This is a genomic window from Ruegeria sp. AB11, from assembly GCF_056536325.1.
The window spans coordinates 523,193-543,536 of the sequence record NZ_JBQFJO010000002.1 but is presented as its reverse complement, the minus strand read 5'-3'; the positions used below and the strand labels follow the sequence as shown (position 1 = coordinate 543,536).

Annotated in this window: 12 protein-coding genes; 3 read left to right on the top strand and 9 right to left on the bottom strand. The window is 55.4% G+C overall.

What is annotated here, in order from left to right; all coding sequences use genetic code 11:
* The first annotated feature begins 14 nt into the window (after nt 1–14).
* Nucleotides 15–1,070: an OmpA family protein gene (locus ACR3EJ_RS22040; RefSeq protein WP_010443420.1), complete on the top strand. Its 1,056-nt coding sequence runs from the start codon at nt 15–17 to the stop codon at nt 1,068–1,070.
* 21 nt (nt 1,071–1,091) lie between these two features.
* Here the strand turns inward: ACR3EJ_RS22040 and ACR3EJ_RS22035 are convergent, their stop codons facing one another.
* From ACR3EJ_RS22035 to ACR3EJ_RS22020, 4 genes are all read right to left on the bottom strand, one after another.
* Entirely contained in the window at nt 1,092–3,026 is a 1,935-nt protein-coding gene (locus tag ACR3EJ_RS22035) for a caspase family protein (RefSeq protein WP_170543765.1), read from the bottom strand.
* Between the two features lie 20 nt (nt 3,027–3,046).
* Nucleotides 3,047–6,745, bottom strand: coding sequence for a two-partner secretion domain-containing protein (locus tag ACR3EJ_RS22030; RefSeq protein ID WP_170543763.1), 3,699 nt, complete (start codon nt 6,743–6,745; stop codon nt 3,047–3,049).
* Nucleotides 6,690–8,381 carry a ShlB/FhaC/HecB family hemolysin secretion/activation protein gene (locus tag ACR3EJ_RS22025; RefSeq protein WP_170543761.1) on the bottom strand — a complete coding sequence of 564 codons (1,692 nt, stop codon included), beginning with the start codon at nt 8,379–8,381 and terminating at the stop codon, nt 6,690–6,692. Before ACR3EJ_RS22025 ends, ACR3EJ_RS22030 begins: the two co-directional genes overlap by 56 nt.
* Nucleotides 8,382–8,590: 209 nt before the next feature.
* Nucleotides 8,591–9,430: a M15 family metallopeptidase gene (locus ACR3EJ_RS22020; protein WP_170543759.1), complete on the bottom strand. Its 840-nt coding sequence runs from the start codon at nt 9,428–9,430 to the stop codon at nt 8,591–8,593.
* Nucleotides 9,431–9,596: 166 nt separating this feature from the next.
* On the opposite strand from ACR3EJ_RS22020, the gene ACR3EJ_RS22015 reads away from it, so the two are divergent.
* Both ACR3EJ_RS22015 and ACR3EJ_RS22010 read left to right on the top strand, forming a co-directional pair.
* Entirely contained in the window at nt 9,597–10,172 is a 576-nt protein-coding gene (locus ACR3EJ_RS22015; RefSeq protein ID WP_170543757.1) for an OmpA family protein, read from the top strand.
* Nucleotides 10,173–10,210: 38 nt separating this feature from the next.
* Nucleotides 10,211–12,412, top strand: a complete 2,202-nt coding sequence (locus ACR3EJ_RS22010) for a serine/threonine protein kinase (RefSeq protein WP_170543755.1) — start codon at nt 10,211–10,213, stop codon at nt 12,410–12,412.
* A 58-nt stretch (nt 12,413–12,470) separates the two neighbouring features.
* On the opposite strand, the gene ACR3EJ_RS22005 is transcribed toward ACR3EJ_RS22010, so the two are convergent.
* From ACR3EJ_RS22005 to tssK, 5 genes are all read right to left on the bottom strand, one after another.
* Nucleotides 12,471–13,193, bottom strand: coding sequence for a protein phosphatase 2C domain-containing protein (locus ACR3EJ_RS22005; protein ID WP_170543753.1), 723 nt, complete (start codon nt 13,191–13,193; stop codon nt 12,471–12,473).
* On the bottom strand, nt 13,190–13,876 hold the full coding sequence (gene tagF, locus ACR3EJ_RS22000) for a type VI secretion system-associated protein TagF (RefSeq protein ID WP_170471984.1): 687 nt from the start codon (nt 13,874–13,876) through the stop codon (nt 13,190–13,192). The genes ACR3EJ_RS22005 and tagF overlap by 4 nt, the downstream gene beginning before the upstream one ends.
* On the bottom strand, nt 13,876–17,448 hold the full coding sequence (tssM, locus tag ACR3EJ_RS21995; RefSeq protein WP_170543751.1) for a type VI secretion system membrane subunit TssM: 3,573 nt from the start codon (nt 17,446–17,448) through the stop codon (nt 13,876–13,878). Before tssM ends, tagF begins: the two co-directional genes overlap by 1 nt.
* A complete protein-coding gene (icmH, locus tag ACR3EJ_RS21990; protein ID WP_170543749.1) occupies nt 17,445–18,866 on the bottom strand; it encodes a type IVB secretion system protein IcmH/DotU in 1,422 nt (473 codons plus the stop codon). Before icmH ends, tssM begins: the two co-directional genes overlap by 4 nt.
* Nucleotides 18,867–18,974: 108 nt before the next feature.
* A complete protein-coding gene (gene tssK / locus ACR3EJ_RS21985) occupies nt 18,975–20,315 on the bottom strand; it encodes a type VI secretion system baseplate subunit TssK (protein WP_170471990.1) in 1,341 nt (446 codons plus the stop codon).
* Nucleotides 20,316–20,344 lie beyond the last annotated feature (29 nt).

The following is a 20,344-nucleotide window of genomic DNA, read 5'->3' as shown; positions in this document are numbered from 1 at the left end:
GAAGAGGTTCACACATGCCACGTTCAACCTTGATGCGAGTTCTTATTGCCATCGCGCTGTTGGTACTTTCGAATGCCGCATCGGCACAGAGCGCTGATCCATTTGAGCATGGCTGGACGCTTGATGCCGAAACCTCCGAATTGCAGTTTTTGTCCGTTAAGAAAAATTCGGTGGCTGAAAACAGTGGATTTGCAACACTCACAGGTGTGATCAACCCGGATGGTGCCGCAGAGATCAGAGTTCTGATGGACAGCGTCGACACCAACATTGATCTGCGCAATGTGCGCATGCGATTTCTGTTTTTTGAGACCTTCAATTATCCTGAGGCTGTCATCACAGCGCAGCTTCCACCTGAAAAGTTGGTTGACCTGCATCAGGCACGTCACAAAATCATTGACCTGCCCTATACCTTGTCGCTGCACGGCGTAACAAAGGACGGTGTCGCGCAGGTTGCCATCACATTGGTCGACAATGACCGTGTCGCTGTGGCAAATACTACACCGATTGCAATCGCACTGCCCGATTTCAACCTCGAAGAAGGGCGGGGCAAACTGCAAGAGGCTGCGGGCGTCGACATCCTGCCCTTCGGTTTCGTCAGCTTTGGCTTCGTGTTCGACCGGGCGCAAGCGGGCACCCCTCCGCAACTTGTCGCGGCATCGACGACCCCCGGGGCCGCAGCGCTTGAAACCAAAGGCAATCTTGACCGCGAAGCCTGTGAAGGCCGCATGGAGATTCTTTCGCGTACAGGCAACATCTACTTCAATTCGGGCAGCGCCCGCTTGTCAGATGCGTCCATTCCGCTGCTGACCAACCTGCACAATATCGTTGATCGCTGCCCTGAACTGACGATCGAGATCGGAGGCCATACAGACAGTGACGGCTCGGATTCAGCAAATCGGGTGCTCAGCGAACGTCGCGCGCAGGCCGTCAACACCTATCTGGTCAATCAGGGTATCGCACCCGAACGTCTTGTAACCGTCGGTTATGGTGAAAGCCGTCCTGTGACTTCAAACGACACGGCCGAAGGCAAACGGCGCAATCGTCGGATCGAATTTGTGCCGGTGAATTAACCGAAATTGAAGAACAAGGGCTCAATCCCCGGCCAGAATAATCGGTTTGAAACCGCCGCTGCGCCATTGTTGCAGGGCTGAAATGAAATTCGGCCCTGGCACACCGTCGATGGTACTGGAGTAGTAGCCGGCTTTTTGCAGCAGTTTTTGCACTTCCATCAAAGTGTCCCGTGTCCACTGATCCGAGGCCAGTGACAACTGGTTCACAATCGTGCCGTTATCTTCTGCCGCACCCCGCAGCAACATGCGGGCTGCTTCGACGGGGTCTTGTGCAACGCCACGCCCCTCATCCAACAAGATCGCCGCCGCCAGATACCCCTGATATTCACCATCGCGCGCGGCTTTCTCAAAGTAGTTCAGCGCCTCTGTTGGCTCTCCGGAAACCCCATCCTGCGCCAGCACACCAAGGTTGAAGGTTGCTTTGGCTGATCCACCTTCGGCGGCTTGCTGCAATAGCGCGATCGCGCGCGCCTCGTCCTTAGGCACGATATTCCCTTCGAATAGTGTCACAGCCAGATTGATCATGGCGTCAAAACTGCCGCCTTCTGCCGCGCGTTCGTAGAGAGACAGCGCCATGTCCTGATCCTGTGGCACCCCTGTTCCGCTTTCATGCAGTTGCGCCAGCGAAACCATCGCCCGCAAGTCACCTGCCTCAGCCGCCTGCTTGTAAAGCGTAACGGCGCGATCCACATCCCCTGCAGCAATGGTTGCCCGCGCCAATAAGGCTACGTAGTGCGACAGATCAGGCGTCTGCGCAGTGGCAGCACTGCAGGCCTGTATAGCCGTCAATGCGTTTTCCTGAAGGCGGCTGAATGGCACCCCAGGGATGCTGGCCGTTCGGTCTCGGGGATGGGTCGCAAGACGTTCACATATACCGCCCGGGGTACTGTCTTCGGGGCGCGGAATTGATGAAATTAAGCGCTGCGCCTGACCGGCATGAGCACCGTTGGGGTATTGCTCCAGATAGAATTCGAGCAGCGGGCGCATGCGGCTGCGCTGTGCTAGTTTCCAAAGACGTTCGGCTTGCTCGTCTTCCTCTTCGACGGTCACCGCGCGGGTCAGCGTTTGCGCCTGCCCTGCCCGGTCCAGAAATGCCACAACTTCGTTCACATGTGCGCCTTGCGGATAGCGATCTATGTAAAGCTGCATGAGCGAGGCATCCTGCGCATTAGCCGCAACCTGCCACAGCAACGTCTCTTCCGAGGCAGTAACTGGGCTGTTGTCAAAACGGAACTGCCGCGTCAAAGACGAGTTGTCCCAAGGAATTTGACGTCCCCCCGTTGAAGCCAGAACATCCTTGCGGACCGAAATCATCAGATCCGAGATGTCCTGTCCGGGCGTGTAGATATGGCTCAGCAACGCTTCGGTGAAAAAACTGTTTCGACCAGTGCCGTCATAGGCCACGTTGTCAGGTTGGGTCGCGTAAGCAAACATGAAATCCGCGGCGCTGCCAACACGTGCCAGCCCGTCACCGCCAACCTCAATCCCGGTGCCTACAAAAGGATTGTCGCGACAGGCATCAAGAAAAACCAGTCGAATACCGTCTGACCGTTCCATTCGGCTAACGAATTCGTCCATCTGAATCGTCTGTTCCGGAATGTCATCCGGTTCCGTGATCTGAGCATCAACTGGGACCAGATAATTGCGCCCGCCCACTTGAAACCCATGGCCTGCATAAAAAAGCAGCGACACATCAGAATCCGCCGCAGTTGCACCGTAAGATTCTGCGAGTGACAGCATTTCATCATGCGTCAGATCGGTGCCCAGAAACACCTCAAACCCGAGCCCTTCAAGCGCGATGGCCAGATCGGACGCATCGTTGATCGGGTTGTCCAACGGGCTCACCGACAGGTAGTCCGAGTTGCCGATGACTAGCGCAACACGTTTGTCAGCCAGTGCCATTGAAGCACCGAACATCAACAGTAGAAGCGCCGCAAGGCAACGTTTCAGGTACACTGGCTAAGTTCTCCGACGTCTTAGAGACCGATGGCGCGCGTCAGTCCGATTTCCGCCTGACCAACAGCCGCCACAATCGTTTCTACCTGCTGGTTCTGGATGATGGCAAGTTCGGGATCGCTTGCTCTTATCAACGTGATAGCTTTTCGGATCTCCCTCTGAGCCTGACGAATTTGACGCCGTGCTTGCTGGACAGCTTCGCGTCGAATCGCGTTGCGTTCCTCGGCAGTCGTGGCAAGCGACAGACGGCGGCTGGCTTCTTCGCCAGTTTCGCGGATACCGGCACTGGCACCGCGGATGATATCCCCAACTGAATCCAGTCCCGGCGGTAGGCCCTTAACGATCCCATCTAGATCGGCAGCATACTCATCCATCGCTTGGGCCAGACAGGCAAGATATTCGCTAACGCTTTCACCACTACTGGCACAGGATGCAATCTCTTCGTCAAATTCCTGCGACACATTTTCGATTGTCCCCAACGCGGCTTCTGCCTCGGCGACAGTTGTCACGGCTGTGCCTCCGCCACCTCCGCCGGTGATTGTTGTGTCTACTGTCGGCGTAACCTCAATTGTAGGCGTCGGAGGAACTGTAATAATCGTACCGTTTGTAATGACGGCCGCCCCCGGCAAAGCGGCAATCGTATAGACCTGCCCGCCGCTGCTGGTCACTGAACTTCTGCCCAATGTAAAGGTCGTCGCCCCGGGTGAAGTGCTGGCGAAATTCAACGGACTGAAAACGCTGGAAGTATTCAGTGTATCGGATGCCGGACCAAACCGATAAAGCGATGGCCCACCATAGACCGTACCCGTCGTGGAGGCGCTAGATGTCTGGCCGGCCGGGACGGCAACATCGTCAGGTATGGCGAAGAGCACGGGCGAAGTTGTGTAATTCGCAGGGTTTGTGCTGCCTGTTCCCGGTGCCCACACGCTGGTGAAATCCCATCCCTGAGAAGAGGCCCGTCGGTAAAAGCTCTCGGTGTCCTGCAGCTGCGATGTGGTCAACGCGGTGCCACCGTCACTCGTGCTGACCCCCGTAGATTGGCTATCCCAGAATGAAGCCGTAACCGAGGCTGAGGGATCGTTAAAGACAACCAGGCCGCCGAAGGTTGTTGACGCCGACCCGTTCGAGGTTATGGCACCCGTTGCAAATGTGCGTTCGATCGTACCAACGGTTCCAAAATCAAGGTTTTCATCATTGTCGATCACCAGACCACCAATGGTCACAGTGTCATCGACGTTGTTGGCCGTAATATCTGACGTTGAATAGGAATCCCGGATTGTTCCAGAATTGAACGCCGCCAGACCTGCGCCAAGGGCATCGCCAGAGCCTGTCAAACTAGTCAGGATGACTGGCCCGGAACTGTTCGACCGCTCAATCGTGCCAACATTATCAATGACAAGCCCGGCACCAATTATTGCTGCGTCAGAGGCATCTGGCGGGAATATTGCTTCGACGCGTGCGGTCGAGAAACTGTCCTCAATCGTACCTTCGTTGAATCCAACCAAACCCGACGCTTGTGATGCGCCGCTAAAGTTCTGCGCTGTCACAGTTCCACCGAATGAAACGCCACTAATAAGGCCTGAGTTCGACAAAGCGACCCCGGACGCAATACCTCCATCAATGTCCGCATTCGTAATGCTAAGGTTCGATACCGAGCCCGCCTCCTCAATTGCCAAAAAGAAAGCGGCAAGGCCATCACCCTGATCAATGTTCAACCCATCAATCGCAAACCGATTACCATCCAGCGAGCCTGAGAACGTGTCGATCGGATCAAAACCTCCGGACCAGCCGGATGTGACCGACGCATCGATGTTATTCACCAATTCAAAGCTGTCACCATCCAGCCCGCTGCTGTCGATCCCTTGCAGACCATAGACATCCGTCAATTGATAAGGGCTAGCGGCAGTTCCGCTACCACCCAGCACCCTCAGGAATGTGGCCCCGTCCGTGATCGAGAAATCGCCCGCCGCGAAAGAAGGGAGCGCGCCGCCGTTCTGATCCCATGAGCCGCTTTCCAGAGTGAACGACGCAACATCGATTGCACCGCCAGAGCCGGTTTCAACGTCACCAACCGCATCGATCGTTAATCCGCCATCAGGCGCTGTAATAGCGGCGTTGATATCAATGTCGTTGTCCGCACGTAGGGTAAGGTTGGAAGAGCTAGCCCAGACAACAGCCTCTTCGACAGTGATGTCCCCCGCTTGGCCGTCAGGTCCACCCAAATCCACTGGCGGGCCGCTGCCGGGGATAAGCTCTCCGGTTCCGGCAGTGGTGATGATAACATCACCAAGGTCGAGGTTGGCAACGATCGTCGCCGGGTCGACTGTTCCGAGAGCGCCGCTCGAATTGATAAAAATATTAGACGGGTCAAGCAGCAACGTCCCATGAGAACCGCTGGGCGCGCGCGTATCGGTCAGTCCTCGGTAGCTGAGCTCGATTTTACCAGAAACCTCGACAAATCCGCCATCACCCGCCTGTTCGCCCCCGCGGGCTGAGTTGAAGCCTGAGAAGATCGTAGAATAGTCAGACCAAACGATGATGCGTCCGCCATTGCCCTCCTCACCACCATCGGCGGTCAGGGTAGAGCTTGCGTCCACACTGGTTGTCTGCGCTGTCTGCAGCGTACCGCCACCCTGATAGTCTCCGCCCACCAAGATTGTGCCGCCATCACCACCACCAGCCCCATCAGCGCTCAGCGTGGCACCGGCTAATGCAATCGCTTCACCCGTGATCGTGATTGTTCCACCATCTTGCGCACGAACCCTTGGACGCAACGAGGTTTCAACAATCGTCTCGCGGGCCGAAGTGTCGATTGTTCCGCTGATACGAACCGCTCCACCGCTACCACCTAAAACAACTGCGCCGGAAACGCCTCCGACGGATTTCGCCTCAATCACACCGGACATGTTGATCACCTGCCGCGCGGCATCGCGCGCGCTGGCTGCTTTCAGATGAACCAGACCACCCTCGGCCTCGATCCGCCCCGAATTGGTGACCAAGGCCTCCATCGTGGCATCATCGCTGTCCGATGGAACCGCCACCTGCAAAAACCCATCGCCTGAGACGTCAAGGGTTACCTGTTCACCAGCACCCAAACCGACCTTGCCCAATGGCACCCTGATCAAGCCCGAGTTAGATACCTTGCCGCCGATCAGCGCGGCATAGCCACCGGGAACGATGGAGATCGTTCCGGCATTCTCAACCGAAGCTGAATTTCCGCTACCTTCGAAACGATATCTCCCGTTCAGGAAATCATCATCCGAGATAGCGAGGGTCGAGGCTACAAATCCGCCTGTATTTACATGACTGTTCGGCCCAATGAAAATGCCATTGGGGTTGACCAGAAACACCTGCCCGTTCGCATTCAGCTGCCCATGGATTTGGCTAGTGGTATCACCCGTCACCCGGTTCAGGATGGCGCTCTGCTGTCTGGGCTGATGAATGTTAACCGTCGAACCGGAACCGACCGAAAATCCGTCCCAGTTCACAATAGCGGTGTCTGAACTTTGAGTTATGTCCAGTTGTGTGCTGCTGGGCTGCGATATTGTCGCACTGCCTGCGGCCACGGAACCACCTGTCGGCAAGGACTGCGCCATCGCAGTCGTGCCCCAAAGCAGTGCCGTGGCTGAAACTATCGCAGTCCGAAGTATATTGTCGGTGCGCTCAGAATCTCCGGCTCGCAACGATACTGAAGCGGTTTCCATCAGCTCCCAGGTCATCGCGTTCACCTCTCCCATACTCAACTCGTAACGAACCCGACTTATAGGTCGAGTTTTCAATGATAAACAAATCAGCGCCGATCCCATAGGAATAGGCCGTGGTGGTGCTTTGCTCAAATATCGTTGGCTGTTCTAATCCCAGTTCCCCATAAGCACCAAAGATATAGGGCTTCAACAGCAGCGGAACTCCGGCGAGTTCAATCTGTTGAGATCGACCCACTTCGGACCGCACGACCCAACCATCATCACCACGTAGCGAGCCCGCGTCAAACGTTGACAGCTCGCTCGAGCTGGCGACGCTGAACTGCTCTGATGTAACCAGCGGATCGCCAAAACTAGATTGAATGCGGCCGCTTAGATTCAACGACCAATTGGCATTTATCGGGCGCTGATATTGACCGGCCAAAACGAGTTTGGTGAATTCGGCACTGGCACCCTGCCGAGACAAAGGTGCTTCATCAGGCCCGACCGATGTGCTGGCTCCAAATGCATCTAACCCACGAGACAGGATAGCACTGCCGCGCAAGAATGCCCCATTATCATAGTTTCGCGTAACATCTAATGTTGCGCGCAAGACGCTTGTATCGTCGTCGTATACCGGGACTGAATCTGATCCGATCAGCAAATCTTGAGAATCGCTGATACGGTCAAAGATCAGCTGCGATGTCAGATTTAGCTGCCTCGATCGAATCCAAGGATAATACAGCCTCAGAGACAACCTCTCGAATTCGCTTTCATTCGGAACAAGGTCTGTTTCGGGGCGCGCCTTACTGGATGTTACTTCTGCATTAAACGTCAGACCATCATAGCCAATCGGGAATACGGTACCTGCCGCGACTATTCGGTATTCAGGGTCACTCGAGAAAAACCGCGTAGGGGACCCGCCCACATTGAAGTAGAAGGTCTCTCCAAGATCGAGAAAACCGTTCATCTCAAGCCCCAGGCTCAGGTTCACGGGACCAAGCTCATCCGATAACGTGTTGTCGAACCCAAATGAGCCGGTAATTTCTTTGAATTCTCCGTCCAGTGTTAGAATCGTTCCGCCATTGGCGTCCCCGGCTGATAGTGTCGATGCCAGCCGAACTCCAAATGTATCACCCGCTAGCAATAGTGCCCGTTCAATCTCTTGCAGCCTGATACCGCGTTTGCCGATCAGTGGTTCAGTGATCGCCACCACCCGGTCGCGAACTTGTTCGGGAACCTTCCGGGCATCGATACGCTCTACAAACCCATCAACCACAACAATGCGAAGGGTTCCACCGTCGCGCAGAGTCTGCTGCGGCAAAACCACACGACTTAGAACAAACCCGGCATTGGCGTACGCGCTTTCCAGACGGTTGGTCGCCGCAAAGATTTCAGACGCCGCGACGCGCTTGCCCGACAACCGCTCAATAAAGGCGGTATTTGCACTCTCCATCTGTGGCAGAGCACCTTCGATAGCGACCCGCCCAACCGTCACGAATAACCGGTCCGCACCCTCCGGGATCGGAGCACCCGGATCCCGCGCCACAGTCACTGGCCCAGTGCTTTGCTGATTTTGTGGCTGAAACGTCGAAGGCGCAATGTTGGACGCGCTTTGCGCCCAGACGCTATCCGCAAGAATGTTCAAGCTGCCGGCGGCAAGTGAAAATATCACACTGATATTTTGGAGGCGCTGAAACTTCCTAGGGAGTAGCTTCGACATTGGTGACCTTTGGTGAAGGCGAGAAACAGTACTCAGAAAAACCCAGCGTATACGCCAAAGCAAGATTGTATTTACCATTTACGAAAACTCGTTGGAATTACTGTTCTGGGTATCACGTTTAGTGGCTTTGAAGTCCGTGTCCCACTTCACATAACGCGCAACTACAGCAGACCTTGTTCCAGCCACTCTTCTATCTTGTCTCGACTGACTTCGAAATGCATGGAATCCTCGCGCCCCCATGCAGCCCCCCAGACCCAGCCTTCCTGGCGGAAAAAATCGGCAAGGATAGTGAGGCCAAGTTGAGTTTTCCCATCGCCCAAAGTATCCAGCACACCGTCGATGTTCAGATCAACAGCCAGTCCATAAGCATGCGCCGAGGCTGAGGAAGTCGCTCCTCGAATTCGGCGGACACACAAAGACCCTGCCGTATTAATACGGGCAAATAAATCAGGATCGGTTCGTCGGATATTGTCGAATACAGTGCGCAGGGAATCGATTGCAGGTTTCAGCATCCGCACACGAACAGGCCCCACTTCTTCAAGGATCAGCAGACTTTCCAGACGCGGATTAGTCATTGACTGGCAACTGTCTGTTAAGTCCTCGCGCGGCAGACCAAACGTCTCTTTCAAGAATGTTGAATTTGCCAGCTGAAGTTGCTGGTTCACCTTTTTACGATTGGCAATCAGAACAACCTGAGCATAGGCATCGATGATGTCGTTTGGTGTGGTGCTGTCATAGCCAAAATCGTCGGCACCGTCGGCACCTTGTTGCAACAAAGGTCCACCGCTTTGCGATCGGGAGATTTCCAGAGATAACTGCTCAATCTGATTGCGCATGTCTTCGACTTGCTGGCTCAGCATTTCAATCTCGATCCGAGCGCCTGAGTCGATTGCGGGCCCCTCAAAATCACTTTCAATAGGGACTATTATAGGGAAGACATACCAGATGATCGGGGCAAGGATTATCGCCACACCAAGGATTATCGCTGGAACGGTGCGCATCTGCTGTGTTTTCCTGTGTCTCACTGCCTTTGTGCATCAACCTAGAAGTCGACGGACAGGATGTCACGTCTTTGCCCGAAATTGTTAATCTCATATGTGACTTTCTTCATTGTCGCTGCTCAGAGGCAGGGGTACTCTTTGTCTCAAATATGGAAGGACTTCAGTAATGCCTGCATTTTCATCGACGAAAACTATCGGGGCTTCGGCTTTTGCATTTGTATGTGCGACACAATTTGCACTGGCGCAGTCAAATGAACTGACAGCCGACGAAATCACCGACGCATTCAACAAACAAAAAACACGCGGACTTGTGATCGTGCCCTCAAATTCCGGCACCGAAACTACACAAGACACCGCTGAAACCACTGTTGCTGCAGCGCCCGCCGAGTATCAGCCCGTCGCAACAGAAGATCAGGTCAACATTCAGGTTCGTTTCGATTTCGCCTCGGCCGCACTGCGGGACGATGAAAAACCGAAATTGGCCTCGCTCTGTCAGGCGATGAAGAACGTCGACGTGAATGTCTTTCAGATTATCGGACACACCGACAGCGCAGGATCTGCGGAGTACAATCAAAACCTGTCTCTGTTGCGCGCAAAAGAGGTCAAACGCTTTCTTGTCAGCGATTGCGGCATCTCGGACCAACGCCTTGAAGTGCTCGGCGTCGGTGAAGCACAACCTCTGAATAAGGATAACCCGCGTGCTGATGAAAATCGCCGCGTTGAATTTCAGGCTCTCGGCTGATTTAGTCTCCTCTGATAACAACTAAATTCGAGGGCGGCATGACTGAATCCCGCACAGGTGACCTGTTTCAGCCGGGCGATCTGGTGAACAATACCTATCGGATCGAGGCGATCCTTGGGCGGGGTGGAACGTCAGACGTTTACCGGGCACGCTCCGAGATTTCGGGGCGCCTTGCCGCACTCAAGGTATTGAAGGCCGAATTCTCCAGTAACGACGATTATCTTGTCCTTCTGACCCGAGAAGAAGAAATTCGCGACATCCGCCACGACGCGGTTGTGCGGTATTCTGAAAATAACCGCACCGCCGACGGACATGTCTATCTGGTGATGGATTACGTTGACGGACCCGGACTGGACCGGAAGCTGGCCGAGGGTCCGATGTCTGCGCCTGAAATTCTCACTGTGTGCAAACGGGTGTGCGAGGGATTGGAGGCCGCCCATGCCCGCAATATCGTCCATCGCGATCTGAGCCCGGATAACATCATCCTACGTGATGGCGATCCTGCACAGGCGGTGATTATCGATTTCGGTATTGCCAAGGACACCAATCCTGGCGCGGAGACTATCGTGGGTGGTGAATTTGCCGGCAAATATGCCTATGCAGCGCCCGAGCAGTTGTCGGGTAAAACCGATCAACGCACAGATATTTACTCTTTGGGCGCGTTGCTACTTGCAAACTTCCGGGGCAAAAAAGCAAACTCAGGGCGCAACCTGCTGGAGGTTGTCGAAAGCAAGAAAGAGCCCCTGGACACAACAAATGTGCCTGAGCCTCTGAAATCCATCCTCGACAAGATGACCGCCCCGGATCCAAATGACCGATTTCAATCGGCCGGTGATGTACTAAGGGCGCTTGCCTCTGCACGATCAGAACCAGTTGAGAGCGCAATCCCTGACACTGATGAAGATGCCACTATAATTGTTCCTAAAAGTAGCGCTCCCGCACCTGCGATGGCCGCGCCTGAATCCACGCCTTCTCAGGAAGTGCAGACGCCGAAGCCCTCTCAGCCTGCAACCGCAAAAAAGTCACGGACAGGGATTATGGCGACTTTGGGCGTTGTTATCGTCGGAGGGGCCGGAATTGGCGGCTATCTAAGCGGCACCTTCGATGGACTGTTGGGCCCGTCATACCCCGCCGTCGCGCCCTACACATTGGTAGCGGACAAACGCGATGGGCAGCCCCCGCGTGCGGTCGGGTTCGTACCATCGGAAGAAACTCGGGATGCTATGACACGCGAGATTACCGGAGATGGCGGTACGGTCGATTTGACATTGGCATCGGGCGACATTTCAGAAAACTGGGGAAGCGCCGTCAGCGATGTCGTAGACGCGGTGATGGACCTGGAAGAATGGCGTCTGGTCGTAAACGGCAATGACGCCCAGTTGACCGGACAGACCACGAACAAGGCCCTGCACACAGAGTTGGAGCAGCTTTTTTCCGCAGGATTACCGGCTGGGCTGCAGGGAACAGTTGATCTGGAACTTGAACCTCTATTCGTTACAGCAGCAGAGATCAGACCAATTTTGGCAGGCTTGGCCGATTGTGGCACGTTGCAATTGGTTGACCCGCCTACAACCGGATACGGACTTGAAACCTCGGTACGGGTGAGCGGCACACTGGCGTCTCAGGACAGCTTAATCGCGCTTGAAACCGCTTTGACGGCGCTTGTTGGCACGCGACCCGTGGATTTGGACCAGATTGCGCTCTTGAATCCTACCCTGTGTCTGATCGAGAACTATCTTCCAACTGCACCGACAAGCGATATTTCGATCGCATTCTATAATGGTGAACAGGGTAACGCGCCAAATCCCAATGGTGATTTTATCGTCGGCCAGAACCCGGTGATCGACGTCAAACTGCCAGATGATGCGCAGGACGGATTTCTGTCTGTTTCAGTTCTTGATGTCTCAGGAAACGTATTCCACCTGCTGCCCAATGTGACGCGCCAGGAAAACGGCATTCCGGCCTTAAGGGAAGGCCAAACAGGACCCATGTCAGTACGCGTTGCTTATTCGATACCAGAGAGCCAGGAAAACGGAGGCATTGCTTTCGAGGTTGACGATTCCACCTTGGGCAAAAGCAAAGTCATCGTGTTGCATAGTGACAAACAGTTATTCGACACCCTGCGACCAACAACCGAATCCGCAGCAGGATATGCCGAAGCGCTGCGCGAGCAAGATCGCAACGTCGATACGCAGATCCTGTCGCTGGACAGCCGTATTCTGACTACCCTGGAACAATAACCTGGCCTCGAACTGCAAGCCATTGGTCATTAGCGACGCCTGAAGGCATCATTTGCCTTCAAGGAATGTCGACAACAATCACCGAGATATTATCTGCGCCACCCCCATCCAGAGCGGTTTGGATCAACTGATCTGCCACTGTCTCAATCGGCATTTCGGACAGTGCTTTTTCGAGCATCGGAAAAGTAGCATATTTGCTTAATCCGTCCGAGCATATCAGGAACCGGTCCCCCGGTTGAACTTCGCCACGGATCTTGTCCAATTCCAGCTCATCCCCAACTCCCACCGCACGGTTGATGGCGTTGGATTGAGGGTGTTGCTCAGCCTCGTCCCAGCTCATCTGACCGGCCAAAACGAGATCAGCGACCACGGAATGGTCGGTGGTCAGCATCTGAATTTGATTGTTCCGCAACAAATAAATTCGGCTGTCTCCGGCCCACAACCCAACAAAATGGCCATTTGCCAACATCATGCAGGCAACAGTCGTACCGATGGTTCCGCCACCGCGTGCTTCGGCCTCGGCGCGGATCGCCGCATGAGCCTGCCGAAGCACATCGCGCAATGAGACCATCCGGTCTGAAGGTGGCAGACCCGCGGGGATGGCCGCAACCATATCCGCAACAAGCCGACTGGCGTAATCACCCGCCTCGTGACCGCCCATCCCATCCGCAACCAGCCACAAGTTTTCCTCGGGCAGTGCAAGCACCGCATCTTCATTGAGCTTACGCTTGAGGCCAACATGGCTGCGGGCGCTGTACCGAACGCGGTGACTTGAATTCATATTGGCCTTGCCTCGGTCCAGACTGCAGCGTGAAGGTTGAACAAACCTTGCATGTTTGCCCCTTCCGGTAAACCTTCGCAGACCATCATTCGAGGCACACCACCGATTTCAGTGCTCCAAATTGTTGGCATCCGAAAACGATCAGATACTAATCCCGAAGCAAGATCGGGCAGCAGGCCGTCGGATACTTCTCCGCGCGTCAGTACCAAGGTGTTGCCTTGTGCACGAACCGGGGCTGTTGGCTCCTGCACTGGAACGATCAAAGCCTCAAGCTCCTTAGCCAACTTGTCACGGGTCATGTCGTCCTCGAGCGCAGCCAATGCGAGATCTTCGAGCTGACCGTAAATCTCCGCAGCCCGAAAATGAGATAGAATAGCAGAACCCTCGTTCGAAATCGCTGCAACCAATGTCAGGGGAAAGCGTCGCCCTACTCTGTCCACGGAAGGCATAAGAACGCCCAGCATTTTCTGCGGACCTGCCAAGCCTGGGGCAAGGCAGAAGCGCCAGATAGGGGCCGACATGTAATGCGAATCCCAAGCAGGCCCCAGCGACTCGGACGCGGCAAGCATGCTGTGCTGTATCCAGGTGTCCCAGGGCTGGACAAACTCGGGTGCTACCCCGAGCCGAAAGAAATCTCCGACCGAGGGCATCTTCCCGAATGCGCCAAATCCAGCCTTCGGCATCAGAAAGACTTGGGGCAGCTGAATTTCTGCAGCGCCGGCAAGGCAAAGGGGTTGATGACCGATCCTGATTGCAGCTGGAAAATCGCGATGCGACCGCCAACGTTGAATATTACCTTCTTGCGGTCTGACACGTTTGTGCGCCGCACCTCGGCTGCGTCAAGTAACCGGAACCAGGCCCACGGTCCGTCCTTGGACAAGACGCTTTCAATGTTGCGCTTTTCCGGTTCAAAGCTAACGCGCGCCAGCCCAACCTGACCCGGCCAGGCAATGGCCATCGGTGACGGAAGCCCGCCACGATGACGGAACTCCAGCGTCTGACCGTCAATCTCCAGCTTCACGCCCTTGGCCTTGGGGTCCAGCGCCTCGGGCATGATCTGAAACTGTATCCGCGGCTGGGGGCCAGCTGCAAAAAACGCTTCTCGGATCTCTGCTGCATTCTGAAACTGGGTCAGTACTGCCTGACTGATCCCCAGATCGGCCTCATTTAAACTGGTTTTCCAAGACCACGGCCGGGTACGCATATCCACATGCTTCGCGAGGTTTTCGTTGAAGAACGTATCAATCAAACCTTGCGGGCCAAACAGCTTGCTGAAATCACCCATGGCAACATCCGCGCCCGATCTGCGGTTGAACGGATAACGATCGGTCACAACCTGTTCACAGAAGGGCAGTACATTAGCCTGCCAGCGCGCATTAATAGATGCGCGCGTGCTGTCCGACGTGATTCCAGATGACCCATCGATGATCTGCAATGCCCAGCGTTCCATCGGGCCAGGAATACGCGCCGCTTCCTGCTGGAACTGCTGCAGCGCTTGACCGGATTCCGCGCCAGTGACACCACTGAAGGACATCTTGTTCAGTTCTTGATACACACCGGTCAGCGATCCCATCAGAAGATCAAGCTGCGAGGGTTGTCCCTGTTGCTGTTCCACCAACTGATGCAACCAAGAGAACCTATCTTCGACATATTGGCCCGGTTCTTGCACCGGCTCTGATGAAGTTGCACCGCTGGACTTGGCCAGCGCTTCCAGCAGGATTTGTGTCTGGACGGAGGTTGCGGACTGCACTTCCAGGCTGGCGGCATTTGACAACCCTTCGTTCAACGCATCCGTATTGGGCAGGGCTGAACGGCTTTCTGTCAGTTTCGTCTCGTCAGAAATCGAATTTAGGATGTTCACGATAGGCGACGTCGGGCCTGACAGTACGTTGGTCACCTCAACTGCATGGCTCAGGCTTTCCATAGGAACGATGTCGATATCGCCTAGCATGGCGTCATAGCGCGCGATGTAGTCGTTGTAGTACAGGTCCAGAACATCTCGACTAAGCGCCGCAAGGGCCAGTTCGGTTTGCTCGGCCTCTCCGCGAGGACCTAGAACCCAGCTTTCCTTTTGTACCCGTTTGGCCACTCCGACCGCTTCGCCCAAAAATACGTCGTTGAAGCCTTTGTAGGTGAAGATCCCCTCGATCCCGTCATTTAACGGCTTCCCAGACGACCGGACCAGAACGCGACCAACGGCAGGGCCGCCAACTTCGGTAATGCGCCACTCCGGCAAGGCCGTTGCAGTTGGGCTGGATATGATCCCATTATACACCCGCTGCGCCAAGGGCAGCTCCGATAAAATACCTTGGATCTGTTCCACCATCGGCCCATTCAAGGCAACGGCCTGCATCGGCTGACTCAGCAAAGCTTCAAGGTGATCATTCAGGTCGGCGCGAAATTCCTCACGAGAGGGGCCAGGGAACGAAACCGTCCAATCGATATTCATCCATTCATTGACGAGGTTCGGGTTCATCGGACCCTGCAAGCCCAACATCAGGTAAACCTTGAGCGCTTCATATAGAACATCGGGATTGTTGATATTCGCGCTCATCTGCTCCTCCAGACGCAGCAGCAAGCGCGGTAGGAACCGTTGGTTCAATGCGGCGCGATAGGTCTGCGCCGCCTGCGTACCAATTACGTCACCCTGATACAGACCATATGTCAGGCGCGTTTCCGGATCCGGATCTGACAGTGTCGGATTCGCAGGCAGATCGCGCAACGTATTCAAAGCCTGCACGACAGGTACAAGATCGGTATCTCCCACCGGGCTGGGCGGAAGCGTTGCTGCAGCAGCCTGATAGGCGGACACACCTTCCTGCGCCTCGGCAATCAGCTCGGAATTTCCCGAGAAGCTGCGCACAAGCAAAGCGCCAACCGTCACGGCCGCCATAACAGTCGCGGCGACCGAAACCCATTTGGTAATCCTGTACCGGCGTTCAACCTTATCATCTGCACTGACCAGACCTGCTTCACGGAAAATCACCTGATCAAACAATCTGGTCAGGAAGTACGAGCGCCCTGAACCCTGCCCCGTACCAATGGCCTGACGCCCGATCCCGAAGGTCCGGGCCATCCCCAGCATCAGCCGGTCAATCGGTGTGCCTTCCTGCGTTCCAGACGTGAAATACACTCCGCGCAGCATGTGGCGATGCTGATAGCGGCTGTCCTGAAAAACCTCGGTTAGAAATTCATGCGCAACCTTCCGGAAGGATGCCACCTGCATCGGGAAACCGGCAACCAGAGCGCGGCGCTGTGGGTCGGTTTCGGTCTGCATCCGTTCCAGCGATTGGGCGTTCAGGCGGCCCAGCAGCAAGGCGAACTCTTCATCGAAGGCAGCAACAGGAGATTGCTCGGATCGAGACTTGTCCAATGGCAGTGTGAAGCCCCACACCTGTTCACGATCTTCCTTGCCCAGATTGTCGTAGAATTCGGCGAAACCGGCAATCAGATCAGCTTTGGTAAACAGTATATAGACCGGAAAGCGCACACCCAACTTCTCGCGCAGCTCCTCAAGCCGACGGCGAACGGCTTTCGCGTGCTCTTTCTGAGTGATTTCATCCTGCAGAGACAGATCAGAAAGCGAAATCGCAATCATCGCGCCATTAATGGGCTGGCGTTTACGATATTTCTTGAGCAACCCAAGAAAACCGATCCAGGCCGCATTGTCGACTTCAGCGTCACTTTCTTGCGTTGTGTACCGCCCCGCAGTGTCGATAAGAACAGCATTTTCAGTGAACCACCAATCGCAATTGCGCGTTCCGCCGACGCCACCAATCGCTGTTTTTCCCATTTCATCGGCCAGTGGAAAGTTAAGGCCAGAATTCACGATCGCCGTGGTCTTGCCTGCGCCTGGCGGGCCAATCATCACATACCATGGCAATTCGTTTAGATGGCGTCGTCCGTTCTTGGATTTACGCAGCGCCGCCATTGCCGTTTTCAACTTGCCACGCAGCTCGGAAATCTCGCTGTCGATCATATCGCCGCCATCACTGACGGCTTCGGTGATTTCTTCGGTTAGGTTCTTTTCGCGTCTGCGGCGGACAAAGAATACCGTCAGCGCGATAACCAAAAAGATGGCAAATATGACGCCACACCAGATCAGGCGCGCCGCCACACCATCCAACGGGCGCCATTCATCCGATCCGATCAAAGGCCCGAAGAAATACAAGCTCAGCGACAGAGCAGTCGCGGTAAAGAACAGAACCGTGTAGATGGATAGGAAAACAAACTTCAGAAATCTGAGGACGATCATGGGGTTTCCTCCTGAACCAACAGGACTTCGATCCGACGGTTGGTCGCGCGACCTTCACGAGTCGAATTGTCGGCGATTGGTTCACTGTCGGCCCGACCTTCAGCGCTAAGCCGTTTGGGATCGGACAAATCCGCCGCCATCTGGTTCATGACAGATTTGGCCCGAGCCAGTGAAAGGGCCAGATTGGACGGAAACCGAGAGGACCGGATCGGCACGTTGTCCGAATGCCCAGCCACGATCACGGAACCCGGTTCGTCGTTCAGCGCTACCGCAACCCGGCGCACGGGCTCGCGGAATTTATCCTGCAGATGATCCGAACCCGAGCCAAACATGCCCGAGCCTTTGATGCGAATGACCAGTGTATTGCCCTTCTCAAATACCTCGACCAATCCTTCGTCGATCTCGGGCTTCAGGAATTCCACGACCTTTTCCACCTGTGCCTGCGGTGGAGGCGGTGGAGGTGGAGGTGCACGACGCTGCAATTCGGTCACAGGACCCGCATCAATTACCGACATCTGTCCTACAAGATTTTCTGTTTTATTAGACAGCGCGTAGGACAGGCCACCAAACTCGATCATCAGCAAAAGGGCCGTCACGCCAAGCGCGATCCAAACCGGTTTCCACATGCTGAGCGCTCGATATGGTTTATCTTCGCCTTCCCAATGCGGAGCAAGGTCACGTTCAACCGGGCCGCGCTGAGCCCGGATGATCCGCGCAAGACCTTGCCTAATCTGCAAATGCTTGTCCGGACCTCCCTGTTCCACCCGCAAGCGCCCTTCAAAACCCAGTGACAGGCACATGTAGACGAACTCTAGCAATTCGATGTTGTTCGCAGGCTCTTGTTCCAGCCGCGCCAGAAGATCATAGAACCGATCGCCACCAACCGTCTCACGGTGGAAGGTCCCGACCAGAGACTGCGTGGCCCAGCTGGATTGCCCGCCCCAGGGTGTATTCAACACCACATCGTCCAAAGTGGCGCAGAGCGCATAGCGTGCGATCTTTACTGACTGGGCTGGGATACCCGCCTGCAATGCTGCGTTCTCGAAACTGCGCACTTCAGCTACTACGCTTTGGCGAAGCTTGTCGGGGTCCATGTGTTGCGCGCGGTTACGAATTCGACTGATGAGCGAAAACAAAGGCGAGGCACAGGCATTCAGGCGGTTCATGCCGGTGGTTGCCACCTGCCCTGTACCACCCTGCGACGTGCGCGGTTGCGAAGCCTGCGCAGGTGGTACGCCAATTTCTGCCCCGCCCGCCGCTGGCTGCTGAGGTGGAGTCTCCATCGGGTAACCTGCCGGTTGCTGAGACGCGGCAGGCTGCTGCTGCGTACCGCCGGGCTGACGCCGCCCACCCGGGTTAGGTCGGATCACCGTCTTGTCTGTGTCGTCCGGTTCGGCAAAAGGATCGTTGTCGGACATCGTTTACCTGCTTCCTCAAGGCCCCCGCATCTTACTGTGACCCACGCGGACAGCCCCATCAAATTGTTTCTTGGCAACCACTCAAGGCCTCGTCTTTCAAACGAACGCTTACTGATTGCGGATTGCCCAAAGTTCCATCTGCAGACCTGGGTACTGTCCTGACACGTGCACCGCGATCCCACCCGAGGTAGTCATTTTGCTCCAATACGGGCTGGCGGCGTCCAGTTCGAAGTACACCACGCCCGAATGATACGGAATTTGGCGCGGAGCAACCGGGAGCGGGCGCAGCGTGATTCCCGGTAAGGCCGAGTTCACCAACTGACGGATTTCCTCGACTGGCCCGGTCTTGGCCTGGCCCGCAAAATGCCTCCGTACATCCTCGGCTGGGATATCGGCATTGACGGCCAGAACGAACCCGGCATTTCCGATCAACTTGCGGTCGGCAATTACCCCTACGCTTATGCCGTACTTCCGTGGCTCCAGCGGGATCGAGATCGCCGTCTGCTCCAAAACTGAGCTCAGGTACTGGCGCAGAACGCGGATCACTGGTGCAAAAGACTCGGTCAGATTGTCATGCTGATAGGCTGGAAACTGCACGGCTTCCTTTTCGGCACTCATAAAGGTCGCAAGCTCTCCGGCCAGCGCGGCACAGACGCGATAAACATGTTCAGGATGCACATTTTCGATATTTGCGAAATGGCGAACAAGAGGCAAGTTTCGGTTTATCACCATCAACAACAAGAAATCCGATATCTCGGCAGCACCCTTGGCAGGACCGCCTTCAGATAATCTTCCGGCCAAGGCCTGCATCCTGTGTGACAGCATACCCTCAAGCTCGTTCATGAAGCCCGCCAGTGCCGGAGCCGCGCGAACATCCATAACCGAGGGGATAAAGCCACGGTCCATTATGATTTCTTTGTCCGGACGCACTTCGATGATCCGGGCAATCGGAATGGCAAGCTTGTCGGCCAAATCGTCAACAGCCAGTGCAAACTGCAGGCGCAGCTTGCCAACACCAAGGGTCACCGGCTTTTTTTGCTGGCTCATCACATCCGTGATTTCCTGCTCTGCCGGGCGCAGACGGCTAACCGACTGTTCAGCCCCGCTCAGGTCTACTTCGGACGCGCCTTGCCGCCTTTGCGGAACCGTCAAATATACCACGCAATCCTTGATCGACTCGGGCACTTCCAGCGCCGGTGGATGATCTTCGGCCTGCGGGACGCGAAACACCTGCCCATCCGATGTCAGACCCGCGCAAGACTTGAGCGCGATCTGACCGACCTTGAGTACTTCGTCATCAATCTCAAGCGCACTCAGACCCCAGGCATAGGGCGTCATTCTACGCGCAAGCCCGGCCACCAGAGCCTCAGTATATCTGTCGGCCTGCTGGAAATGATGGGGCTGCAGAAACAACCCTTCGGTCCAAAGCACCTTGCTGTCCCAGGACAATGGCTGCCCTCCCTTGTTATCGCGCCCAA

Excerpts from the sequence above, each read along its gene's own strand:
- ACR3EJ_RS22040 (WP_010443420.1), top strand. The coding sequence starts at position 15 with ATGCCACGTTCAACCTTGATGCGAGTTCTTATTGCCATCGCGCTGTTG.
- ACR3EJ_RS22030 (WP_170543763.1), bottom strand. The coding sequence starts at position 6,745 with ATGACCTGGGAGCTGATGGAAACCGCTTCAGTATCGTTGCGAGCCGGA.
- ACR3EJ_RS22020 (WP_170543759.1), bottom strand. The coding sequence starts at position 9,430 with ATGCGCACCGTTCCAGCGATAATCCTTGGTGTGGCGATAATCCTTGCC.
- ACR3EJ_RS22015 (WP_170543757.1), top strand. The coding sequence starts at position 9,597 with ATGCCTGCATTTTCATCGACGAAAACTATCGGGGCTTCGGCTTTTGCA.
- ACR3EJ_RS22010 (WP_170543755.1), top strand. The coding sequence starts at position 10,211 with ATGACTGAATCCCGCACAGGTGACCTGTTTCAGCCGGGCGATCTGGTG.
- ACR3EJ_RS22005 (WP_170543753.1), bottom strand. The coding sequence starts at position 13,193 with ATGAATTCAAGTCACCGCGTTCGGTACAGCGCCCGCAGCCATGTTGGC.
- tagF (WP_170471984.1), bottom strand. The coding sequence starts at position 13,876 with ATGCCGAAGGCTGGATTTGGCGCATTCGGGAAGATGCCCTCGGTCGGA.
- tssM (WP_170543751.1), bottom strand. The coding sequence starts at position 17,448 with ATGATCGTCCTCAGATTTCTGAAGTTTGTTTTCCTATCCATCTACACG.
- icmH (WP_170543749.1), bottom strand. The coding sequence starts at position 18,866 with ATGTCCGACAACGATCCTTTTGCCGAACCGGACGACACAGACAAGACG.